Annotated in this window: 20 protein-coding genes and 1 other annotated feature; all 20 genes read right to left on the bottom strand. The window is 44.3% G+C overall.

The genetic code is table 11. The features are described 5' to 3' along the window. Positions 1-7 precede the first annotated feature (7 nt). Positions 8-1,132, bottom strand: coding sequence for a tRNA 2-thiouridine(34) synthase MnmA (gene mnmA, locus YK48G_RS12310; RefSeq protein ID WP_203631005.1), 1,125 nt, complete (start codon positions 1,130-1,132; stop codon positions 8-10). Positions 1,133-1,249: 117 nt separating this feature from the next. After that, positions 1,250-2,329 carry a histidinol-phosphate transaminase gene (gene hisC, locus YK48G_RS12305; RefSeq protein ID WP_203631004.1) on the bottom strand — a complete coding sequence of 360 codons (1,080 nt, stop codon included), beginning with the start codon at positions 2,327-2,329 and terminating at the stop codon, positions 1,250-1,252. Positions 2,330-2,413: 84 nt separating this feature from the next. Further along, the gene (gene hisE, locus YK48G_RS12300; RefSeq protein ID WP_203631003.1) at positions 2,414-2,734 is read right to left on the bottom strand and encodes a phosphoribosyl-ATP diphosphatase; all 321 of its coding nucleotides are present in this window, start codon (positions 2,732-2,734) and stop codon (positions 2,414-2,416) included. Positions 2,735-3,157: 423 nt separating this feature from the next. Continuing rightward, positions 3,158-3,505, bottom strand: a complete 348-nt coding sequence (hisI, locus tag YK48G_RS12295; RefSeq protein ID WP_284692042.1) for a phosphoribosyl-AMP cyclohydrolase — start codon at positions 3,503-3,505, stop codon at positions 3,158-3,160. Next, a complete protein-coding gene (gene hisF / locus YK48G_RS12290; RefSeq protein ID WP_203631002.1) occupies positions 3,478-4,236 on the bottom strand; it encodes an imidazole glycerol phosphate synthase subunit HisF in 759 nt (252 codons plus the stop codon). Before hisF ends, hisI begins: the two co-directional genes overlap by 28 nt. Beyond that, positions 4,226-4,954: a 1-(5-phosphoribosyl)-5-[(5-phosphoribosylamino)methylideneamino]imidazole-4-carboxamide isomerase gene (gene hisA, locus YK48G_RS12285; protein ID WP_203631001.1), complete on the bottom strand. Its 729-nt coding sequence runs from the start codon at positions 4,952-4,954 to the stop codon at positions 4,226-4,228. Before hisA ends, hisF begins: the two co-directional genes overlap by 11 nt. After that, the gene (gene hisH / locus YK48G_RS12280) at positions 4,932-5,558 is read right to left on the bottom strand and encodes an imidazole glycerol phosphate synthase subunit HisH (protein ID WP_203631000.1); all 627 of its coding nucleotides are present in this window, start codon (positions 5,556-5,558) and stop codon (positions 4,932-4,934) included. Before hisH ends, hisA begins: the two co-directional genes overlap by 23 nt. Next, the gene (gene hisB, locus YK48G_RS12275) at positions 5,559-6,143 is read right to left on the bottom strand and encodes an imidazoleglycerol-phosphate dehydratase HisB (RefSeq protein ID WP_203630999.1); all 585 of its coding nucleotides are present in this window, start codon (positions 6,141-6,143) and stop codon (positions 5,559-5,561) included. A 255-nt stretch (positions 6,144-6,398) separates the two neighbouring features. Beyond that, positions 6,399-7,061 carry an ATP phosphoribosyltransferase gene (gene hisG / locus YK48G_RS12270; RefSeq protein WP_203630998.1) on the bottom strand — a complete coding sequence of 221 codons (663 nt, stop codon included), beginning with the start codon at positions 7,059-7,061 and terminating at the stop codon, positions 6,399-6,401. A gap of 5 nt (positions 7,062-7,066) precedes the next feature. Next, positions 7,067-8,206 (bottom strand): ATP phosphoribosyltransferase regulatory subunit, encoded by a 1,140-nt coding sequence (locus tag YK48G_RS12265; RefSeq protein WP_203630997.1) that lies wholly within the window; start codon positions 8,204-8,206, stop codon positions 7,067-7,069. Positions 8,207-8,503: 297 nt separating this feature from the next. Continuing rightward, positions 8,504-8,754 (bottom strand) — a binding site (T-box leader). 58 nt (positions 8,755-8,812) lie between these two features. Next, positions 8,813-9,649: a histidinol-phosphatase HisJ gene (gene hisJ, locus YK48G_RS12260; RefSeq protein ID WP_203631051.1), complete on the bottom strand. Its 837-nt coding sequence runs from the start codon at positions 9,647-9,649 to the stop codon at positions 8,813-8,815. 267 nt (positions 9,650-9,916) lie between these two features. Next, the gene (locus YK48G_RS12255) at positions 9,917-10,945 is read right to left on the bottom strand and encodes a branched-chain amino acid aminotransferase (protein WP_203630996.1); all 1,029 of its coding nucleotides are present in this window, start codon (positions 10,943-10,945) and stop codon (positions 9,917-9,919) included. 282 nt (positions 10,946-11,227) lie between these two features. Continuing rightward, on the bottom strand, positions 11,228-11,911 hold the full coding sequence (locus tag YK48G_RS12250; RefSeq protein ID WP_203630995.1) for a matrixin family metalloprotease: 684 nt from the start codon (positions 11,909-11,911) through the stop codon (positions 11,228-11,230). Beyond that, positions 11,898-12,470 carry a CvpA family protein gene (locus YK48G_RS12245; protein ID WP_203630994.1) on the bottom strand — a complete coding sequence of 191 codons (573 nt, stop codon included), beginning with the start codon at positions 12,468-12,470 and terminating at the stop codon, positions 11,898-11,900. The genes YK48G_RS12250 and YK48G_RS12245 overlap by 14 nt, the downstream gene beginning before the upstream one ends. Before the next feature lie 267 nt (positions 12,471-12,737). Then, a complete protein-coding gene (locus YK48G_RS12240) occupies positions 12,738-13,082 on the bottom strand; it encodes a DUF1831 domain-containing protein (RefSeq protein WP_203630993.1) in 345 nt (114 codons plus the stop codon). After that, positions 13,082-14,248 (bottom strand): cysteine desulfurase family protein, encoded by a 1,167-nt coding sequence (locus YK48G_RS12235; RefSeq protein ID WP_203630992.1) that lies wholly within the window; start codon positions 14,246-14,248, stop codon positions 13,082-13,084. The genes YK48G_RS12240 and YK48G_RS12235 overlap by 1 nt, the downstream gene beginning before the upstream one ends. 5 nt (positions 14,249-14,253) lie before the next feature. Further along, positions 14,254-14,955, bottom strand: coding sequence for a 5'-methylthioadenosine/adenosylhomocysteine nucleosidase (locus tag YK48G_RS12230; RefSeq protein WP_203630991.1), 702 nt, complete (start codon positions 14,953-14,955; stop codon positions 14,254-14,256). 12 nt (positions 14,956-14,967) lie between these two features. Then, a complete protein-coding gene (locus YK48G_RS12225; protein WP_203630990.1) occupies positions 14,968-15,273 on the bottom strand; it encodes a hypothetical protein in 306 nt (101 codons plus the stop codon). Positions 15,274-15,285: 12 nt separating this feature from the next. Then, positions 15,286-15,828: an NUDIX domain-containing protein gene (locus tag YK48G_RS12220; RefSeq protein WP_203630989.1), complete on the bottom strand. Its 543-nt coding sequence runs from the start codon at positions 15,826-15,828 to the stop codon at positions 15,286-15,288. Positions 15,829-15,894: 66 nt separating this feature from the next. Next, entirely contained in the window at positions 15,895-16,101 is a 207-nt protein-coding gene (locus YK48G_RS12215; protein ID WP_203630988.1) for a cold-shock protein, read from the bottom strand. Between the last annotated feature and the right edge of the window lie 167 nt (positions 16,102-16,268).

Genomic DNA, 16,268 nt, shown 5'->3' with positions numbered 1-16,268 from the left:
ACTAATATTATACATACTGTAACTCTTCAGCCTGCTTATAAGCTGCGTCAATAATCGCAGAACCCAGGCACTCCTGGCCATCATAAAACACGACTGCCTGACCTGGCGTGATGGCTCTAACCGGATCGTCAAAATCAACCCGAACTGATTGACCGTCATCACTAATGTGGACCGTTACGCCGGTATCCTTTTGACGATAACGGAACTTCGCTGTGCAATGAAAGTCTTTACCTCGATCTAAGTTATTAACCCAATGGATGTCTGAAGCCTCTAAGTAATCAGCATACAACAACGGGTTATGATACCCCTTGCCAACATACAGGATGTTTTTCTTAAGGTCCTTGCCGACAACGAACCACGGCTGGTTGTCAACGCCATCGCCGCCAATGCCAAGTCCTCGCCGCTGACCAATTGTATAATACATTAAGCCATCGTGTTGACCTTTAATTTCGCCATCAACTGTCATCATTTGACCTGGGGTGGCTGGCAAATAGTGACCCAAGAAGTTCTTGAAGTTTTTCTCACCAATAAAGCAAATGCCAACCGAATCCTTCTTATCAGCCGTTGCTAACCCAGCTTCTCTGGCAATCTTTCGGACATCTGGTTTGACCATATTGCCAATTGGAAACATCACCCGGTCAAGCTGCTCTGCTGAAAGTTGGCTCAAGAAATAAGTTTGATCCTTATTGCCATCGGTTGCCCGCAACAGATGATTATGACCATCTGCGTCACGGGTTAACTGAGCATAGTGACCAGTCGCAATGTAGTCAGCACCCAATTCCAAAGCGTAATCTAAAAACGCCTTGAACTTAATCTCTTTGTTACAGATCACATCAGGATCGGGCGTTCTGCCTTTTTTGTACTCGTCCAAGAAATATGTGAACACACGGTCCCAATACTCCTTTTCAAAGTTAACAGAATAATATGGGATGCCGATCTTGTTAGCGACTTTAGCAACATCTTTATAATCTTCAGTCGCTGTACATACGCCGTTTTCATCAGTATCATCCCAATTCTTCATGAAAACGCCAATCACGTCGTAGCCTTGTTGTTTGAGCAGATAAGCGACGACAGAAGAATCGACGCCCCCACTCATTCCAACAACAACCCGAGTTTGACTGTTGTCTTGCATAAAACCACCATCATTTCAATTAGATTCTGGAGAATCCACGAGTTGAAGGTCGTAATTTCCAGTAAATCTTATATTAACGCATTCTCGAAATGATTGCCACCAATTAATAAAGCCAACTTATTTAGTTAAAAACGCGGCAATTAAATCTTGGACTGCCTGATTATCTTCAGGCTTGCCAATCGTGATCCGCAACCAACCAGCACGTAGCCCATTGCGGACTAAATAACCATTTTTTAATAAGTACTCATACAACCCATCGGCATCGCCGCCTTTGACTTGAAAGAAAATAAAATTAGCCGCTGAGTCATAAAATAGTAATCCCGACTTCATTAAGAAGTGTTCCCACTTTTTGCGTTCACTGATCACCGTATCAACCACCTGATCAATAAAATCAGTATCTGAGAAAGCTGCTTTAGCCGCAATTTCAGCAAAAGTACTGAGATTATATGGTAATCTAGCTGCTTGTAAATACGCAATTAGCGGTCCGGTACAAGCCGCGTAGCCAATTCGAAAGTTGGCTAATCCGTATACCTTGGAAAAGGTTCGTAAAACCACCAGATTCGGATAACGTTTCGTCAATTGAATCACTGAGGCCTTCTTTTCACCGGTAAACTCAATATAAGCCTCGTCAACGACTACCGTAACCGTTGTCGGAAGATCTGCCATAAATTTTTCAATCGCTTCAGGCGCGATAAAGGTTCCGGTTGGATTATTGGGGTTGCAAATCCAGACTAATTTCGTCTTATCATTAACCTCCCGCATGAACGCGGCTAAATTAATCCGGCCGGAATCATCCAAATCAATTGGCCGAAGTTTGGCGCCCTCAATTTGGGCGTGCAGCTGATACTCAGAAAAAGTGGTCGCTGGTTCCAAAACTTCATCACCGGGGGATAAAATGACGCGGCTCAATAATTCGATTAGCTCATCCAACCCATTGCCAAAAATCAAGTTATCTGGATTCAGGTTAAACCGCGTTGAAATTAACGATCGTAATTGTTCGGCGTTGCTATCAGGATACAAATTGGCATCCGCGTAATGCCAGCTGTCTAATGCTTTAACCACATCAGCAGAAGTTCCAAAAGCATTTTCATTCGCCGACAGCCGAACCAGTCGATCAAGCCCATACCGCTGTTTCAATTCAGTAAGGGTCACTTCTGGAACGTAGGGATTCAAATGTTTAACCGTTTCTTTTACCATGGAAAGCCTCCAATTTTAAGCTAAGATAACCACTTATTGATTGTACCGTATCAAAAAATCCTCTCGTAGGCAATCCAACTTTGATTACCAATTCTTGATTTCTTTCCGATCGGCGTATTGGCTTTGTTTGCCTTCCCGGCCAGCTAATTCTTTTTTAATCTGGTCTGGCGTGATTCCCCGCTCGGCCATTAAGACTTCCACGTGATAAGCAAGATCGGCCACTTCCAAAATAAATTCAGGATCCGATTCATTTTTCGCGGCGACGACGACTTCAGTGGCTTCTTCACCGACTTTTTTTAAAATTTTGTCCAGCCCCCGGTCAAATAAGTATTTCGTATAAGACCCTGGCTGGGGATTTTGTTTTCGATCTAAAATCAATTGATAAAGTTCATCTAAGTTCTGCATGATTGGTACCTCCTATATAAAAGTGAGCGGAGCAAAGCGCTTAGAAAGCGGAGCCTAAGGCCACTTGGCCGGAAACCCCGGGTTTGGATTTTTGGCCAAGTGGCCTTAGGTGCAGCTTTCTGCTTTGCGCAGCTGTCCTACTAAAGTGAGCGGAGCAAAGCGCTTAGAAACTGGAGCATAAGGCATCTTGGCCGGAAATCCCGGGCTTGGATTTTTGGCCAAGATGTTTTATGCGGAAGTTTCTGCTTTGCGCAGCTGTCCTAAAATCAGTGAGCGGAGCAAAGCATTTAGAAAGCGGAGCCTAAGTTGACTTGGCCGGAAATCCCGGGCTTGGATTTTTGGCCAAGTTGACTTAGGTGCAGCTTTCTGCTTTGCGCAGCCATTCTAAAATAATCAACGCTAAGTCTCTATCAGACCGCCTATTTAACTAAACGTTTGCAGCGTTCGATAAAAACAACTTTGGTGCCCAGTATGACACGCTGGCCCGGCCGGAATGACTCGGACTAATAACGTATCTTCATCGCAATCAATTTGGATTGCCATAATCTGTTGTGTATTACCGCTAGTCGCGCCTTTGTGCCAAAGTTCTTGCCGGCTTCTAGACCAAAACCAGGTTTGTCCGGTTGAAAGGCTCAATTGATAGCTTTCTTCACTCATATAGGCCAACATCAAGACCTGATTACTCTGATCATCTACCACAATTGTCGGCATCAATTGATCCGGGTACCTCGCAAAATTTGGTTTTAACGTACGATCACCCCATCTTTTAATAATTGACGCTTTACCTCAGTAATCGTCAACTCACCGTAGTGAAAGACTGATGCTGCCAATGCGCCGTCAACGTTGGCATTCGTAAAAACGTCACTAAAATCTTCAGCGGCCCCTGCTCCACCAGAAGCTACAATTGGTACGTTGACCGCAGCACTCAACTGGCGATACAAATCAAGATCAAAGCCACTTTTAGTTCCGTCCTTGTCCATGCTGGTTACCAATAATTCACCAGCCCCGCGGCTAACCCCCTGCTTTGCCCAATCAATCGCGTTTAGAGGTGTTGGCGTTCTGCCGCCATTAACGTAAACCTCATATTGGCGGCTGATTGGATTAAATTTGGTATCAATTGCTAAAACGATACATTGGCGGCCAAACTTTTCAGCCCCCGCGGTTATCAAGTCGGGATTAGAAACGGCCGCGGAATTGACGGCTACCTTATCTGCCCCAGCCTTTAATAAACGTTGCATATCAGAAACATCGTGGATACCGCCACCAACGGTCAGTGGCATAAATACTTGACTGGCAGTTGCTTCGATCGTTTCAACAATTGCCGAACGACCTTCGTGGGTCGCCGTGATGTCCAAAAAAACCAATTCATCGGCCCCTTGTTGCTGATAGGCTGCCGCAATCTTAACGGGATCGCCAACATCTCTCAAATGAACAAACCGAACGCCCTTCTTAACCCGGCCGTGATCCACGTCCAAACAAGGGATCAACCGTTTAGCTAACATGATCTGCCACCTCCGCTAATGTTTTTGCCGAAAGGTCACCAGTGGCCATTGCCTTGCCAACAATCGCCGCGCTGATCCCAGCATCGGCTAACCGATTCAAATCGGTAAGATTTCGAATGCCACCAGAAGCAATGATGCTGACGGCTGGGAACCGTCGCTGAAGTTCACTCAGTTGGGCAACATTGGGGCCCATCATCGTCCCATCCCGAGAAATGTCAGTGACAATAAAGTTAACGACTGAAAAAGCCGCCATTGATTCAATGAGTTCAGCCATCTCAACGTCACTTTGTTCCAGCCAACCGGAAATTGCTACCCGGCCATTCTTACCATCAATGCCAACCACAATCTGATCAGCACCAAATTGCGAGATAGCTTGCTGAATCAATTTTGGCTCTTTCAGCGCCGCTGATCCTAAGATGACCCGAGCGACGCCAGAAGTTAAATAAGCATTAATTTGGGCCAATGAGCGAATCCCCCCACCAACTTCAACAGCTAAATTGGTCTGCTGACAAATCTGTTCAATGACCGGCCGATTAATTGGCCGGCCCGTTTTGGCGCCGTCTAAGTCAACCAAGTGAAGTTGCCGCAAACCAGCTTGTTCAATCGATTTGGCTTGGGTTAGCGGTGAGTCACTGATTAGGGTTGCTCGATTAAAATCACCTTGATAAAGGCGGACACTTTTTTGATTCTTCAAATCAATTGCGGGAATAATCTGCATTTTCAGTCAGCTCCTTAAATTGTGTTAAGCCAGCCAGTCCAATTTCACCACTTTTTTCCGGATGAAATTGGATGCCAATCACATTTTGCTGTTTAACAATACTTGGAATTTTGACGCCGTAATCACTCGTTGCCAAAATTGTTTTCGGTTTGGCCTGAACATAGTAGGAATGAACAAAATACGTAAACTGTTGATCAAACACGGCCGCTAACGGATCGGCGGTCGTTGCTTGATTTAGGTCCCAACCCATGTGAGGGACCTTAACGCCAATAGTTGCTGGAATTGGCACCACTTGACCGGCAATAATCCCCAGTCCTGCGGTTTGGCCAAATTCCAAACTTTGGTCAAACAATAACTGCATACCCAAACAAATTCCTAGGATTGGCCGCCCAGCCTTAGCAGCCGCTTTGATCACCGGCACAAGCTGTCGCTGTTGTAGGGATAACATGGCTTTTCGAAAGGCCCCCACCCCTGGTAAAATCAAACCGTCAGCGGCCAAAATCTCTTGTGGGTCGGCTGATAGCACATTTTTTATGCCGAGGTAATCCAAAGCTTTCTTTACGTTTCGCGTATTGCCAGTATCATAGTCAATGATCGCAATCATTCAAATAACCCCCTTGGTCGATGGAATGCCAATGATTTCTGGATTAATCGTCACGGCTGCACGCAGGGCTCGTCCCAACGCCTTAAATAACGTTTCAAGCTTATGGTGGCTATTTCGCCCGTAAAGAACTTCGGCGTGCAAGTTCATATCAGCATTAAATGCAAAGGCCTGAAAAAAATCTTCAGTCACTTCGGTGTCATAGCCGCCCAGATGATCGTTAGCAAACTCGGCATTAAAAACCAGGTAAGCCCGGCCAGAAAGGTCAATGACCACCCGGCTAAGCGTTTCATCTAAGGGAATCAACGCCGAACCAAACCGCTCAATTCCAGCTTTATCGTCAAGGGCTTGTTTTAAAGCAAGCCCCAAGGCAATGCCGACATCTTCTATCGTGTGATGCGGGTCGACTTCCAAGTCACCCTTGGCCTTAATAATCAGCCCGAAGCGGCCATGGCGGGCAAAAGCATCTAGCATGTGGTTAAAAAAACCAATGCCAGTATCGATTTTAATCGTCGTATAATCGTCCAAATTCAAACTAAGTTGAATATCAGTTTCTTTAGTAGTTCTCGTAATGGTTGCTTTTCTCATCGTAATCGCTCCCCAATCAAAAAATCAGTAACGCCAAACAAGTAACAATGTCCAAATCGGTAAGACCATTAACGGCCGTCAATGCACCGATTTTCTTAAAAAATTTCGAATCCGCCATTTTCTCACAAGTGATTACGCGATGACTGATACTTATTTCAGTGCTTAACAAGCCGTTATTGTCGGTGCGTCACTTTACTCTTATCCAAACTTTTGAATTCGAGATAGCCGCTGACGCTTTCAAACATCCGCAAAGAATTATTTGGCATAACTGTCAATCAAATTCATCGCGGCAAACTTGGCGTCGGCTCGTTGCAAATTGGTCATCAAGACTCTAAGTTGGGGTCGGAATTGTTTGAGCGCCAGTCGGTTAACCACTAGTTTCGTATTGACCTGCATCAATTTGGCATAAATCCGCAAATTATTCTCCCTTAACGTATTACCCGTTTCGACGATATCAACAATTGCATCAGCCAAACCTACTAGTGGCGCTAATTCAACTGAGCCTTCAATCTTGACAATCTCAACGTCTTCACCAATGCGTTGAAAATAATCCTTAGTAATGTTTGGATACTTAGTGGCAATGATTTTACGGCGCTGTTGGTGTGGGTCAAATGCTTCAGTTGATGCTAAGACGAATCGACATTTGCCAACGCTTAAATCAAGCATGGCATACTGTGAATTTCGCTGTTCAGCTAAAATATCGCTACCAACAATCCCAACTTGCACTGCCCCACTGTTTAAGTAAGTTAAAACATCTGGCCCTTTTACCAAAATAATTTCATAACGGGGATCTTCCTTAAAGATTAGCCGTCGACGCTTGTTTCTCAAGCCTTGACAATCAATCCCACTTGCTTCTAGGATTGGCAAAACTTGTTCTTCAGTTCGCCCTTTAGTCAGGGCAATTTTGATCGGTACCATCCTTTTCACCTGCTTTTCGTTAAATCAATTAACTGACTACCACTACTAGCCGCCAACGCTTCGGCTGCCGCTTGATTATCCACCAAACAAAGGGTGGCATTGGGTAAGCCGGCTAATAGTTGTTCTGCTTGGGGCCACTGATCGTTTTCAAAATAAATCAGAACAGGCGCATCAGGCTTTCTCAATGGTTGTCGCTGAACCAACGCATCAATATCGAAGGCAACACCAACGGCCGCGACGGGAACTTTTTGAAAATTCGTTAGCAAGTCATCATAGCGGCCACCACTAAATAAGTAATCCGCCGAACTAGCGGTAAACCCACGAAATGTCATCCCGGTATAGTAGGCTTGCGGTGACGGGACGCTGAGATCTAGCGTCGTGTCAACCCTCGGGAACTGCTGGGCAATAAAGCTTCTAGTTGCCGTTAGTTGATCAACCAGCTTGGTAATCCGTGGTGCTTTTGGCAGGGTGTTTACCAGGGCTAAAATGTCATCAAAGTTGCCAAACAACCAAGGCCACTCGGATAAAAACGGCGCATACTCGCTACCTTTCAGCGGTGCCCACAAATGGTTGTAGCGGCTTAAATCTTTGGCGTAAAGCGCGGTCTTAAGCGTGACCTTGGTCGGTGACGGCAAGGGTAATTGCGCCATTACCGTATCAACGAATGTCGCTTGACTCAATTCAACAACGACCGATTGAATGTTCAACTCGTGACACCCACTCAAAGCAACTGTCAAACATTCCCAGTCAGCTTTCATACCACCGTATCCAACAATTTCAACCCCCGCTTGAGTGAGCTGGTTGTAACTGCCCGAAAGCTGCTTTTTGAGCCGAAACACATCCCCGCCGTAGTACCACTTGACGGGTAATTCAATTCCAGTCGTGCTCATAACCCGGGCAACCGGCAACGTCAAGTCAGGCCTAAGAACCAGGGTTTCACCCTGATCATCCAGTAATTGATAGGGGCGATAATGGTTTTGATTAAGTGGCTTAAAAACGTCTTGGTATTCCAGCACCGGGGTAGTGAGTTTACGAAATCCCCGTCGGCGAAAGCTTTGAAACAACTGATTTTCAACTACTTCTTTGGCTTCGGCTTGAACACCAAGTTCATCCCTGGTGCCGTTTGGTAAATTTTTATTTTTCATAACTTAGCATTCCTTTCTTTAGGACAGTTGTGCAAAGCAGAAAGCTGCGTGCAAGCACCTCAATCAAAAATTCCAAAACCGGGAATTTCTGATTGAGGAGCCTTACACTCCGCTTTCTAACCGCCTGGCTCCGCTCACTGTTATTAGGACAGCTCCTCAAAGCAGAAAGCTGCACCTAAGGCGACTTGCCCAAAAATCCAGGCCCGGGATTTTCGGTCAAGTCGCCTTAGGCTCCGCTTTCTAGCCGCTTTGCTCCGCTCACTTAACAAAAAAAGTCCCCGAAAACTGATTTCAGTTTTCGAGGACGAATTTTAATCGTGGTTCCACCCCAATTTGCCGCTCCCTCACGGAAGTGTGCCTTACGTTGCCAACAGCTAGTCATCATTAACAGCTGCGGTAACCCTGATAACGCTAAACATGCGAATCGGTCTACTGGGGTTCAACCGGTTAGTTCTTAGATGTGGGTTCACCAGCCGACGCATTCCTTCACAGCAACGGAACTCTCTTAGGCGTCTAAACTGGCTACTTTTTCTAATCAAAACTTTATTTTATTAATTTAATTGTTAATATTAGCATCCTTTTTTGATAAGTCAAGGACTTTTTGAATCAATTAACAGCCATCGCCGCCATGCAATGGTAACCTCTGCCAACCTCGGCAATGCTGTGGGCATCACTGCCATAGACCATCGGAATTTTTAATAATTTTGCCGTTTTAATAATACTCAGACTCGGATACTGCTCATTGCAATAAGCTTTGTAAAGCCCTGACGAGTTGAGGTCCAATTGGCGCCCCTGTTCCTTAATATTAAGCAAAATTTCATTGATCAGCCGCTGGCCAGAAATTGAAAACGCTGAGTCAAGATGAAAGTAATCTTGGAACTTTTTAATCAGCGTGATATGCCCAATTCGATTTGGCGCGTACTGTCCCAAATCGGCTTGAACCGAGTCAAGCACCTGCTTAAAATAAAATTGATATAGTGTTTCTGAACTATTAACTTGACTCAGTAAGCCGTCTTCAAAATCCGTTAAGGTGTCGTCGACGCACCAATAACAATTATCTCTGCCCTTCAAAAAATGAACCGATAATAAATTATCATCCGTTTGGGGACCATACTCATCCAAAAATCTTCGGGTCCAGTCCGTAAATTCAGGCAAGAAATCGACCTCAAACCCAATATGAATTCTAATTTGATCAGCGTATTTCTGTCGCATTTGCTTGGCCTTTTTCAAATACGCTGGTAAATCGCTGGCCGCCATTGAAGCATCGGATAGGCCGGTCGGTTGGCCTTCATAAAGATCGGCAAAATCTGCCGGCAGCGGCGCGTGTTCGGTAATACTATACTCATCAAAGCCCAGCTGAATGGCTCTTTGAATCATCAATTCCACATCCTCACCACTACCGTGAGGACAAAATTCGGTATGGGTGTGCCCCTCTCGTTTCATCATTATATTCACCTCAAGTTCGTTTTAAGCCTGCGATTATCCACGATCATTCAGTTACGTTTTGGGTTAACCCATCCGGAATTAGATTACAACCGCCAAACAGCCCTTGAGTGAAGGAGCCAAAGTGGTTATCGACAGTTTAGTTTTTCGAATAAGGGCAAAAAGCATTGACGAAGGCTACACATCAGTTTAACCACTTTCTAACTTTAGAAAAAAGAGTGTCCTAGCGGTCTAGCGCGCCGGACACTCTTTTTGATGGATTAAATCTTATAAATCAACTTTAACGACCCAGCCATACTTATCTTCTACGTCGCCTTCTTGAATACCATATAACGTATCATAAAGCTTCTGAGTAACAGGACCCGGCTTGGTTTCACTATAAAAGACATGTTTATTGCCTTTATAAGTTAAAGAACCAACTGGTGAAATAACTGCAGCCGTCCCCATTGCGCCGGCTTCCGTAAATTGATCAAGATCATTAATGTCGATATGGGTTTCTTGTGGATCCAAATCAAGATCTTTTGCAATTGTTAAGATCGATTTCTTAGTAATTGATGGTAAAATCGATTCGGATTTTGGTGTATAGAACTTACCATCTTTACCAATTCCATAGAAATTGGCGCCACTAAATTCATCGATGTACTTATGTTCTCGAGGATCTAGGTAAAGTTCACCCGCGTAACCAGCTTCGTGAGCTTGGGTACCAGCTAACAAACTGGCTGCATAGTTACCGGCCGTTTTGGCCTGGCCAGTCCCAGCATGAGCGGCCCGATCGTAGTCACTCACAACGTATGGCATTGGTTGTAAGCCCTTAATATAGGCACCAACTGGCGTTGCATAAATCCGGAAGGTATACGTACTTGATGGTTTAACGCCTACAACCGGTTCAGTCCCAATCATGAATGGCCGAATATAGAGGGAACCGCCTGAGCCATAAGGTGGCACGAAGTCTTGGTTAGCTTTGACGACTTGCTTAACCGCGTCCACGTACTTATCTTCAGGATAACTTGGCATTACCAGCCGTTTGGCCGAATTATTTAACCGCTTGGCATTCATGTCCGGCCGGAACAAATTAATCCCACCGTCTTTTGTGCGGTATGCTTTCATTCCTTCGAAAACTTCTTGACCATAATGGAGTTCTTCGGCCCCTTCAGATAACGTAATTGTCGAGTCAGTGGTTAATTCACCGCCTTGCCACTTACCGTCCTTGTAATCTTCCGTGTAGCGATAAGGTAAATCTCTATACTCAAAGCCAAGGTTGTTCCAATCGAGGTCTTTAATATCTTGTTTTGCCATTTATGAGAATCCTCCTTAAAATATTGTTAAGAGGATGATAAATAAGAAATTAAGTATGGTTTCCCGATGAGCTTATGTAAGAAATAATCCAACAGAACTGCTTAGTCGCTGAACCACTGATTTAATTATCATTTTCTTGTTTATCATCGTTTCTTAATTAATGTCTAATTTATCGCTTTTGAAATCCGCTGTCAATATCGAATTTTAATTTTGGTACTCATATCAAAATAAAGGCGCACTGCCAGTTCCCTTGAACCTCAAGAAAACAGGTAGTGCGCTGAATTAATTTTGATAAATTTCTCGCAAGGCTGCCAAATCGCCAGCCGATAGCTTTGTTTTGCCTTGATCGACCGGAAACATGATTGAATTGCGATCGAGACTGTGATCAAGGCCAAGGGCATGGCCAATTTCATGCATCGCAACTGATAACTGGATACTGGACTGCGGATATTCAATGTTCAATCCCGCCTTGCCCCGATTAAGATCATCCGCATGATATCCAAGTAGTGGATAAATCTTGGGGCCGCCCAGCCCTAACTCAATCGCGCTACTTTGAGCCGAAATTCGTTTCCGATAAACGTAGAAAGTAATTTCATTAGTTTGCGCGCTAGTTTTTTGGGAAGCTGGGCTTAGTTTAACAATTCCCGTATGATTATATTTAGCCACCGCGGTTAAAAAGACCTGCTTGGCTTTAGCAGGAACATTCTTTGCAAACCGATAGCGATAATGATTCGATAATTTCCGTTTATTCACAATGCTTTCAATCGGCGTCTCGTTACGGGCTTGTGTCGTTGCAGGTGATTGTGTAATGGTTGCCGCTTTTTTCAGTCGGCCAATCAGCATGGCTGGGATATCAACGGCATTGTTAACCTGCCTGCCGATCGTGGTTAACGCATTGGGCTGAACAAAAATATTAACCGTCAGTAAAATGACCGCCGTGGCAATCAACCGATTAAACCATTTCATGAGATTGTCCTCCATTCACACGATAATTGAGCGGATTCGAGTGGCTGGCGGCGTTGTTCATCCACCCTTGTTGTGACTGCCAATCTGAAATCAGCGGTGTCTTTTTCACAATCATTTGAGAAATTTGTGACTCATGATACTGAGTTTGAAACCAAGAAACTGGCAAAACAATCAAAGCGCTTAATACAAAGAAAACAATCAAGTAGTGCGTGACAACCCCCATTAACGCGCCAAGCAACTCATCACCAACGTGGAAAATTGGCAATTTGGCAGCCACGTTTAAATAGCGTCCCAGTCCTAAATAAACCGCGTTAGTAACTGAAAACAAGAAAATAAAGGCGATCAAATCAAATACATAAGTCCATTGAATATCAGGTTGCCATCGTAATTGTTTCAAACCAGTAATCACCAAATTTGCAAGCGGCTGAAAATAGTACAAGGCAACAATCAACGCTAAAATCAGCGCGCCGGCTCGGATCGACTGATGGATAAATCCCAGCCGAAACCCGCTCACTAAACCACTGATTAATATCAAGATAACAATTATATCTAAAATCATTTGGACCCCTTACCTTAGAACAAACCGACAGCTAACCTAAAACGGTTGATCAATTTTACCATAACAACTCATTCTCACAAAATTATGGCTTAAAAATTAACGCTTTTTTATCGACATTTAGGAAAAAGCAACTTTTGTAAAAAAGTGAGCCAAAAAATGATGCCACCAAAAATGGCAATCACTTTTCAGCTCAGATTTGATAGCTTGGTTCAAGCCCAAGTTATTTTGAGTGGCACCCCCAATTGACGATGCCCATTGTCACAAAAACTAATTAGCCCGCTTAATCACTTCTCGGTCAATTAAATTATTGATAATAAAATTGTATTGTTCGACGCTGTCGGCGGTTGCTGGATCCTTAAAAATATTGATTTTCTTAAGGCCATTACCAGTCGTGATGGACATTCGAAAGCCGTCCAAATCCTTTGAAACCATCATTTTAAACTTATACCCCGCGTTATAGGGTGAATTCGGGTCTAATGACCGATCCAACGAGAAATTGCCGGCTTTGGTTTCCATAAACCCTAAATCCTTTAAGGTGTACCGTTTGATCCCGTCACTAATTTCATAAGTTTGTGAATCACCATTTGCTTGAGCTGTCTTAGAAAATGCCATTATGCTTTCACCCCCTTACGCTTTACGCGGTTAACAGTTTTAACGATTGCCGCCACGAGCTGATCAAGGTCCTCATAGGTATTATAACGGCCAAAACTAATTCGAATTGATTCACTGATTCGGGGACTATCCTTACCATACATTGCCACCAAAACGTGTGAAGGCTCAATACTGCCAGCCGTGCAGGCCGAGCCGCCAGAAACGGCAATGCCGGCCAAATCAAGATTGGTTTGCATCACGTAAGTAGAAATCCCCTTCAGCCAAATATTGAAGACATGGTTCAAGTTATCTTTGCTTATTTGCCCATTGACTTCAAAATCAACGCCGTTTTCAGTTAATTTATCAGCGATATATTTTTTGAACTGAAGATACTTAGCTTGCCGGTGCGCTTTTTCTGCTTCAGTAATCGTTTCAACCGCTTTTCCAAAACCAGCAATTGCCGGCACGTTTTCAGTCCCAGCCCGACGCTTTTCTTCTTGGTCGCCGCCTTTAACAAAGCTTGGGAAATTAATGCCATTGCGCTTATACAAAAACCCAATCATCTTAGGACCGTTAATTTTATGAGCCGAAGTGGACAACATATCGATATGATCACGCTGCACGTCAATATTGAGAAGGCCATACGCCTGAACAGCATCCGTATGGAACCAAGCCTGGTGGTTCTTTAAAATTTCACCAATTTCATGGATCGGCATGACAGACCCCACTTCATTGTTGCCAGTCATGATCGAAACCAAGATTGTTTGGTCATCTAAGGCTGCCTTAAAATCAGCCAATGAGATGTTGCCGTTCTCATCAACGGGCAAGTAGGTCACTTTAAAGCCCATCTTTTCAAGCGCCGCACAAGGCTTTAAGATTGCTTCATGTTCAATAGCAGTCGTAATAATATGTTTACCAAGCGATTGGCGGGAAAGGGCCGTTTGCATGATCGCGGTATTGTCACTTTCCGTTCCGCCGCTGGTAAAGATAATATCGTCGGTATCGGCATTGATGCTTTTGGCAATAATGTCGCGGGCATGTTCCATCACGGCCCGGGATTGACGGCCCAGCCCATATAGGGTTGAGGCATTCCCATACACGTTTTTATACTTGTCCATTAACTCTTCGTAAACCTCTTGAGAAACTGGGGTTGTCGCCGCGTTATCCAAATAAATCTCGTCGCTCAAAGCATTCACTCCTTTAGTAACTCGTTCTTAAAGAAATCAATTAACATCTGACCGGATTTTTGACCGGCACTGACAATAAACTGGTCAAAGTTAACGTTGGCATTTTCGTCACCAACGTCAGACATTGCCCGGATCACGACATACGGGACGTTACTTTCATAAGCAACTTGACCCACTGCCGCGCCTTCCATTTCAGAACACAACGCGTCTGGAAAATGCTGCTTGATAGTTGCAATCACCTGCTTGTCAGCGACAAACTGATCCCCCGACACAATTAGGCCACGGTGGGCAACCAGGCCATTATCCTTGGCCGCTTGTAAAATTTTATCTTCTAGTTGGCGATCAGCCGGAAATCTGGCCGGAAAGTTAGGCAATTGCCCCATTTGATAGCCAGCCGCCGTCACATCAACATCATGATAAGCCGTCTGTGAGGAGACGACAATGTCTCCGATTGAAAGACCATCGCCAATCCCGCCAGCCGAACCCGAATTAATCAGGCTGTCCACCTTAAAGTGGTTAATCAAAATTGCCGCGGTAATTCCAGCTTGAACTTTGCCAATCCCAGATTTAACGATCACCAGTTTTTGATGATGAATCTGGCCAATCAAAAAGTCCGCATGTCCATAATGTTCAGTTGTGGCATTATCCAACGCATCCTTTAAGACCGCCAATTCCTCGTCCATTGCGCATATAATTCCGTAAGCCATTCAAAAATCTCCTTAATTAACGAAAAACAACACTAAATAAACGATTAAAAGTAAAGTCAACAAAACCGAAATTGTCCAGTTTAACCGTCGATTAGTCCGTCTCCATCGAAATGTTTTAAAGTCATCCACTAATTCGCCCGTTTGGGGATGCTCAGCCGGATGAGTGCCATCGCCTTGCTGATGTTCTCGAGCGTACTTTCGTTCGACTTGTACCCGCCGTTTATCGCGCTCTTTAAAGTCCGCTTCTTGTTGCTGTTTGAGCTGGCGATACTGTTCTCGAGTGAGTGGTTCAGCCTCTTTTTTATGATCAATTGCCAATGAAGTGGTCACCTACTTTTGCATGAGTTGCCAGTGTTGGATTGCCATGATTGTTTTCGCATCTTCAATCTCGCCGTTTGCCACCATCTGAACGGCTTCGGGCAATGATTTCTTGATAATCTCTAAAAATTCACCTTTATCCCGTGGCAATTCATCCTTAACTGGCTTAAGATCTTCAGCCAAATAAAGCTGCATATATTCGTCAGAGAATCCCACACTTGAGTAAAAACCACACAACCGTTTGACGGTTTGAGGAACGTAGCGAATCTCTTCGTTTAGTTCGCGAATCACTGCATGATGAAAATTATCGTCACGGCTATCGACTTTACCCGCAGGAATTTCAAGCGTCGTTTTGCCAATCGGTGCCCGCCACTGCTTTTCTAAGATCATTTGGTGGTCATGAGTCAACGCTAAGACCCCGACGGCTCCGGTATGATGAACGATTTCTCTAGTGGCTTCTTGACCATCGGGTAATCGGACGGTCTGCTTTTCAACGTTAATAATGGCGCCATCGTAAATTTGCTCTGATCCAATGACGTGTTCGACAAAGTTCAAAAAATCACCTTATTTGTTTAATGTTTTTATTTTACAAAGATTTGGCCCCGAATGCAATTGAGGCACCTAGTCATCGATGACCCGAGCTTTAGCAGCTTGAGGCCCCTTTTGGCCTTCAACGACGACGTATTCGATCCGAGCGCCCACTTGGATCGTGCCGTACTGTTCTTCTGGAAAAGCGTTTTTAAAGAAAAACAGGTCGTCACCATCATCTTGGGTGATAAAACCAAAGCCATTTTTAGGACTATATGTTTTTACTTTTCCTTTTAACACTGTCAGTCTCCTTTAGCTAAGCTATTTTACTATTTTAGTAACGAATCTTAATCGTCACACTTCCTGGTAAAAAAATAAAGCCAGGACAAGATAACTTGTCACTAGCTTTATTTTACTGTTTTCGCCCACAATATGAAACCACTTTTAACAGAGTTCCGCTTAAAAGT

Source organism: Lentilactobacillus fungorum (assembly GCF_016860605.1).
GTDB lineage: Bacteria > Bacillota > Bacilli > Lactobacillales > Lactobacillaceae > Lentilactobacillus > Lentilactobacillus fungorum.
The sequence above is the reverse complement of the archived record's forward strand: the minus strand, read 5'-3'. Positions and strand labels throughout refer to the sequence as shown.

Coding starts and splice junctions, on each gene's coding strand:
- YK48G_RS12255 (WP_203630996.1), bottom strand. CDS start 10,945: ATGGCAAAACAAGATATTAAAGACCTCGATTGGAACAACCTTGGCTTT.
- YK48G_RS12265 (WP_203630997.1), bottom strand. CDS start 8,206: ATGAAAAATAAAAATTTACCAAACGGCACCAGGGATGAACTTGGTGTT.
- hisE (WP_203631003.1), bottom strand. CDS start 2,734: ATGCAGAACTTAGATGAACTTTATCAATTGATTTTAGATCGAAAACAA.
- YK48G_RS12250 (WP_203630995.1), bottom strand. CDS start 11,911: ATGAAATGGTTTAATCGGTTGATTGCCACGGCGGTCATTTTACTGACG.
- mnmA (WP_203631005.1), bottom strand. CDS start 1,132: ATGCAAGACAACAGTCAAACTCGGGTTGTTGTTGGAATGAGTGGGGGC.
- hisH (WP_203631000.1), bottom strand. CDS start 5,558: ATGATTGCGATCATTGACTATGATACTGGCAATACGCGAAACGTAAAG.
- YK48G_RS12240 (WP_203630993.1), bottom strand. CDS start 13,082: ATGGCATTTTCTAAGACAGCTCAAGCAAATGGTGATTCACAAACTTAT.
- hisG (WP_203630998.1), bottom strand. CDS start 7,061: ATGGTACCGATCAAAATTGCCCTGACTAAAGGGCGAACTGAAGAACAA.
- YK48G_RS12230 (WP_203630991.1), bottom strand. CDS start 14,955: ATGGCTTACGGAATTATATGCGCAATGGACGAGGAATTGGCGGTCTTA.
- YK48G_RS12245 (WP_203630994.1), bottom strand. CDS start 12,470: ATGATTTTAGATATAATTGTTATCTTGATATTAATCAGTGGTTTAGTG.
- hisA (WP_203631001.1), bottom strand. CDS start 4,954: ATGCAGATTATTCCCGCAATTGATTTGAAGAATCAAAAAAGTGTCCGC.
- hisC (WP_203631004.1), bottom strand. CDS start 2,329: ATGGTAAAAGAAACGGTTAAACATTTGAATCCCTACGTTCCAGAAGTG.
- hisB (WP_203630999.1), bottom strand. CDS start 6,143: ATGAGAAAAGCAACCATTACGAGAACTACTAAAGAAACTGATATTCAA.
- hisJ (WP_203631051.1), bottom strand. CDS start 9,649: ATGAAACGAGAGGGGCACACCCATACCGAATTTTGTCCTCACGGTAGT.
- hisF (WP_203631002.1), bottom strand. CDS start 4,236: ATGTTAGCTAAACGGTTGATCCCTTGTTTGGACGTGGATCACGGCCGG.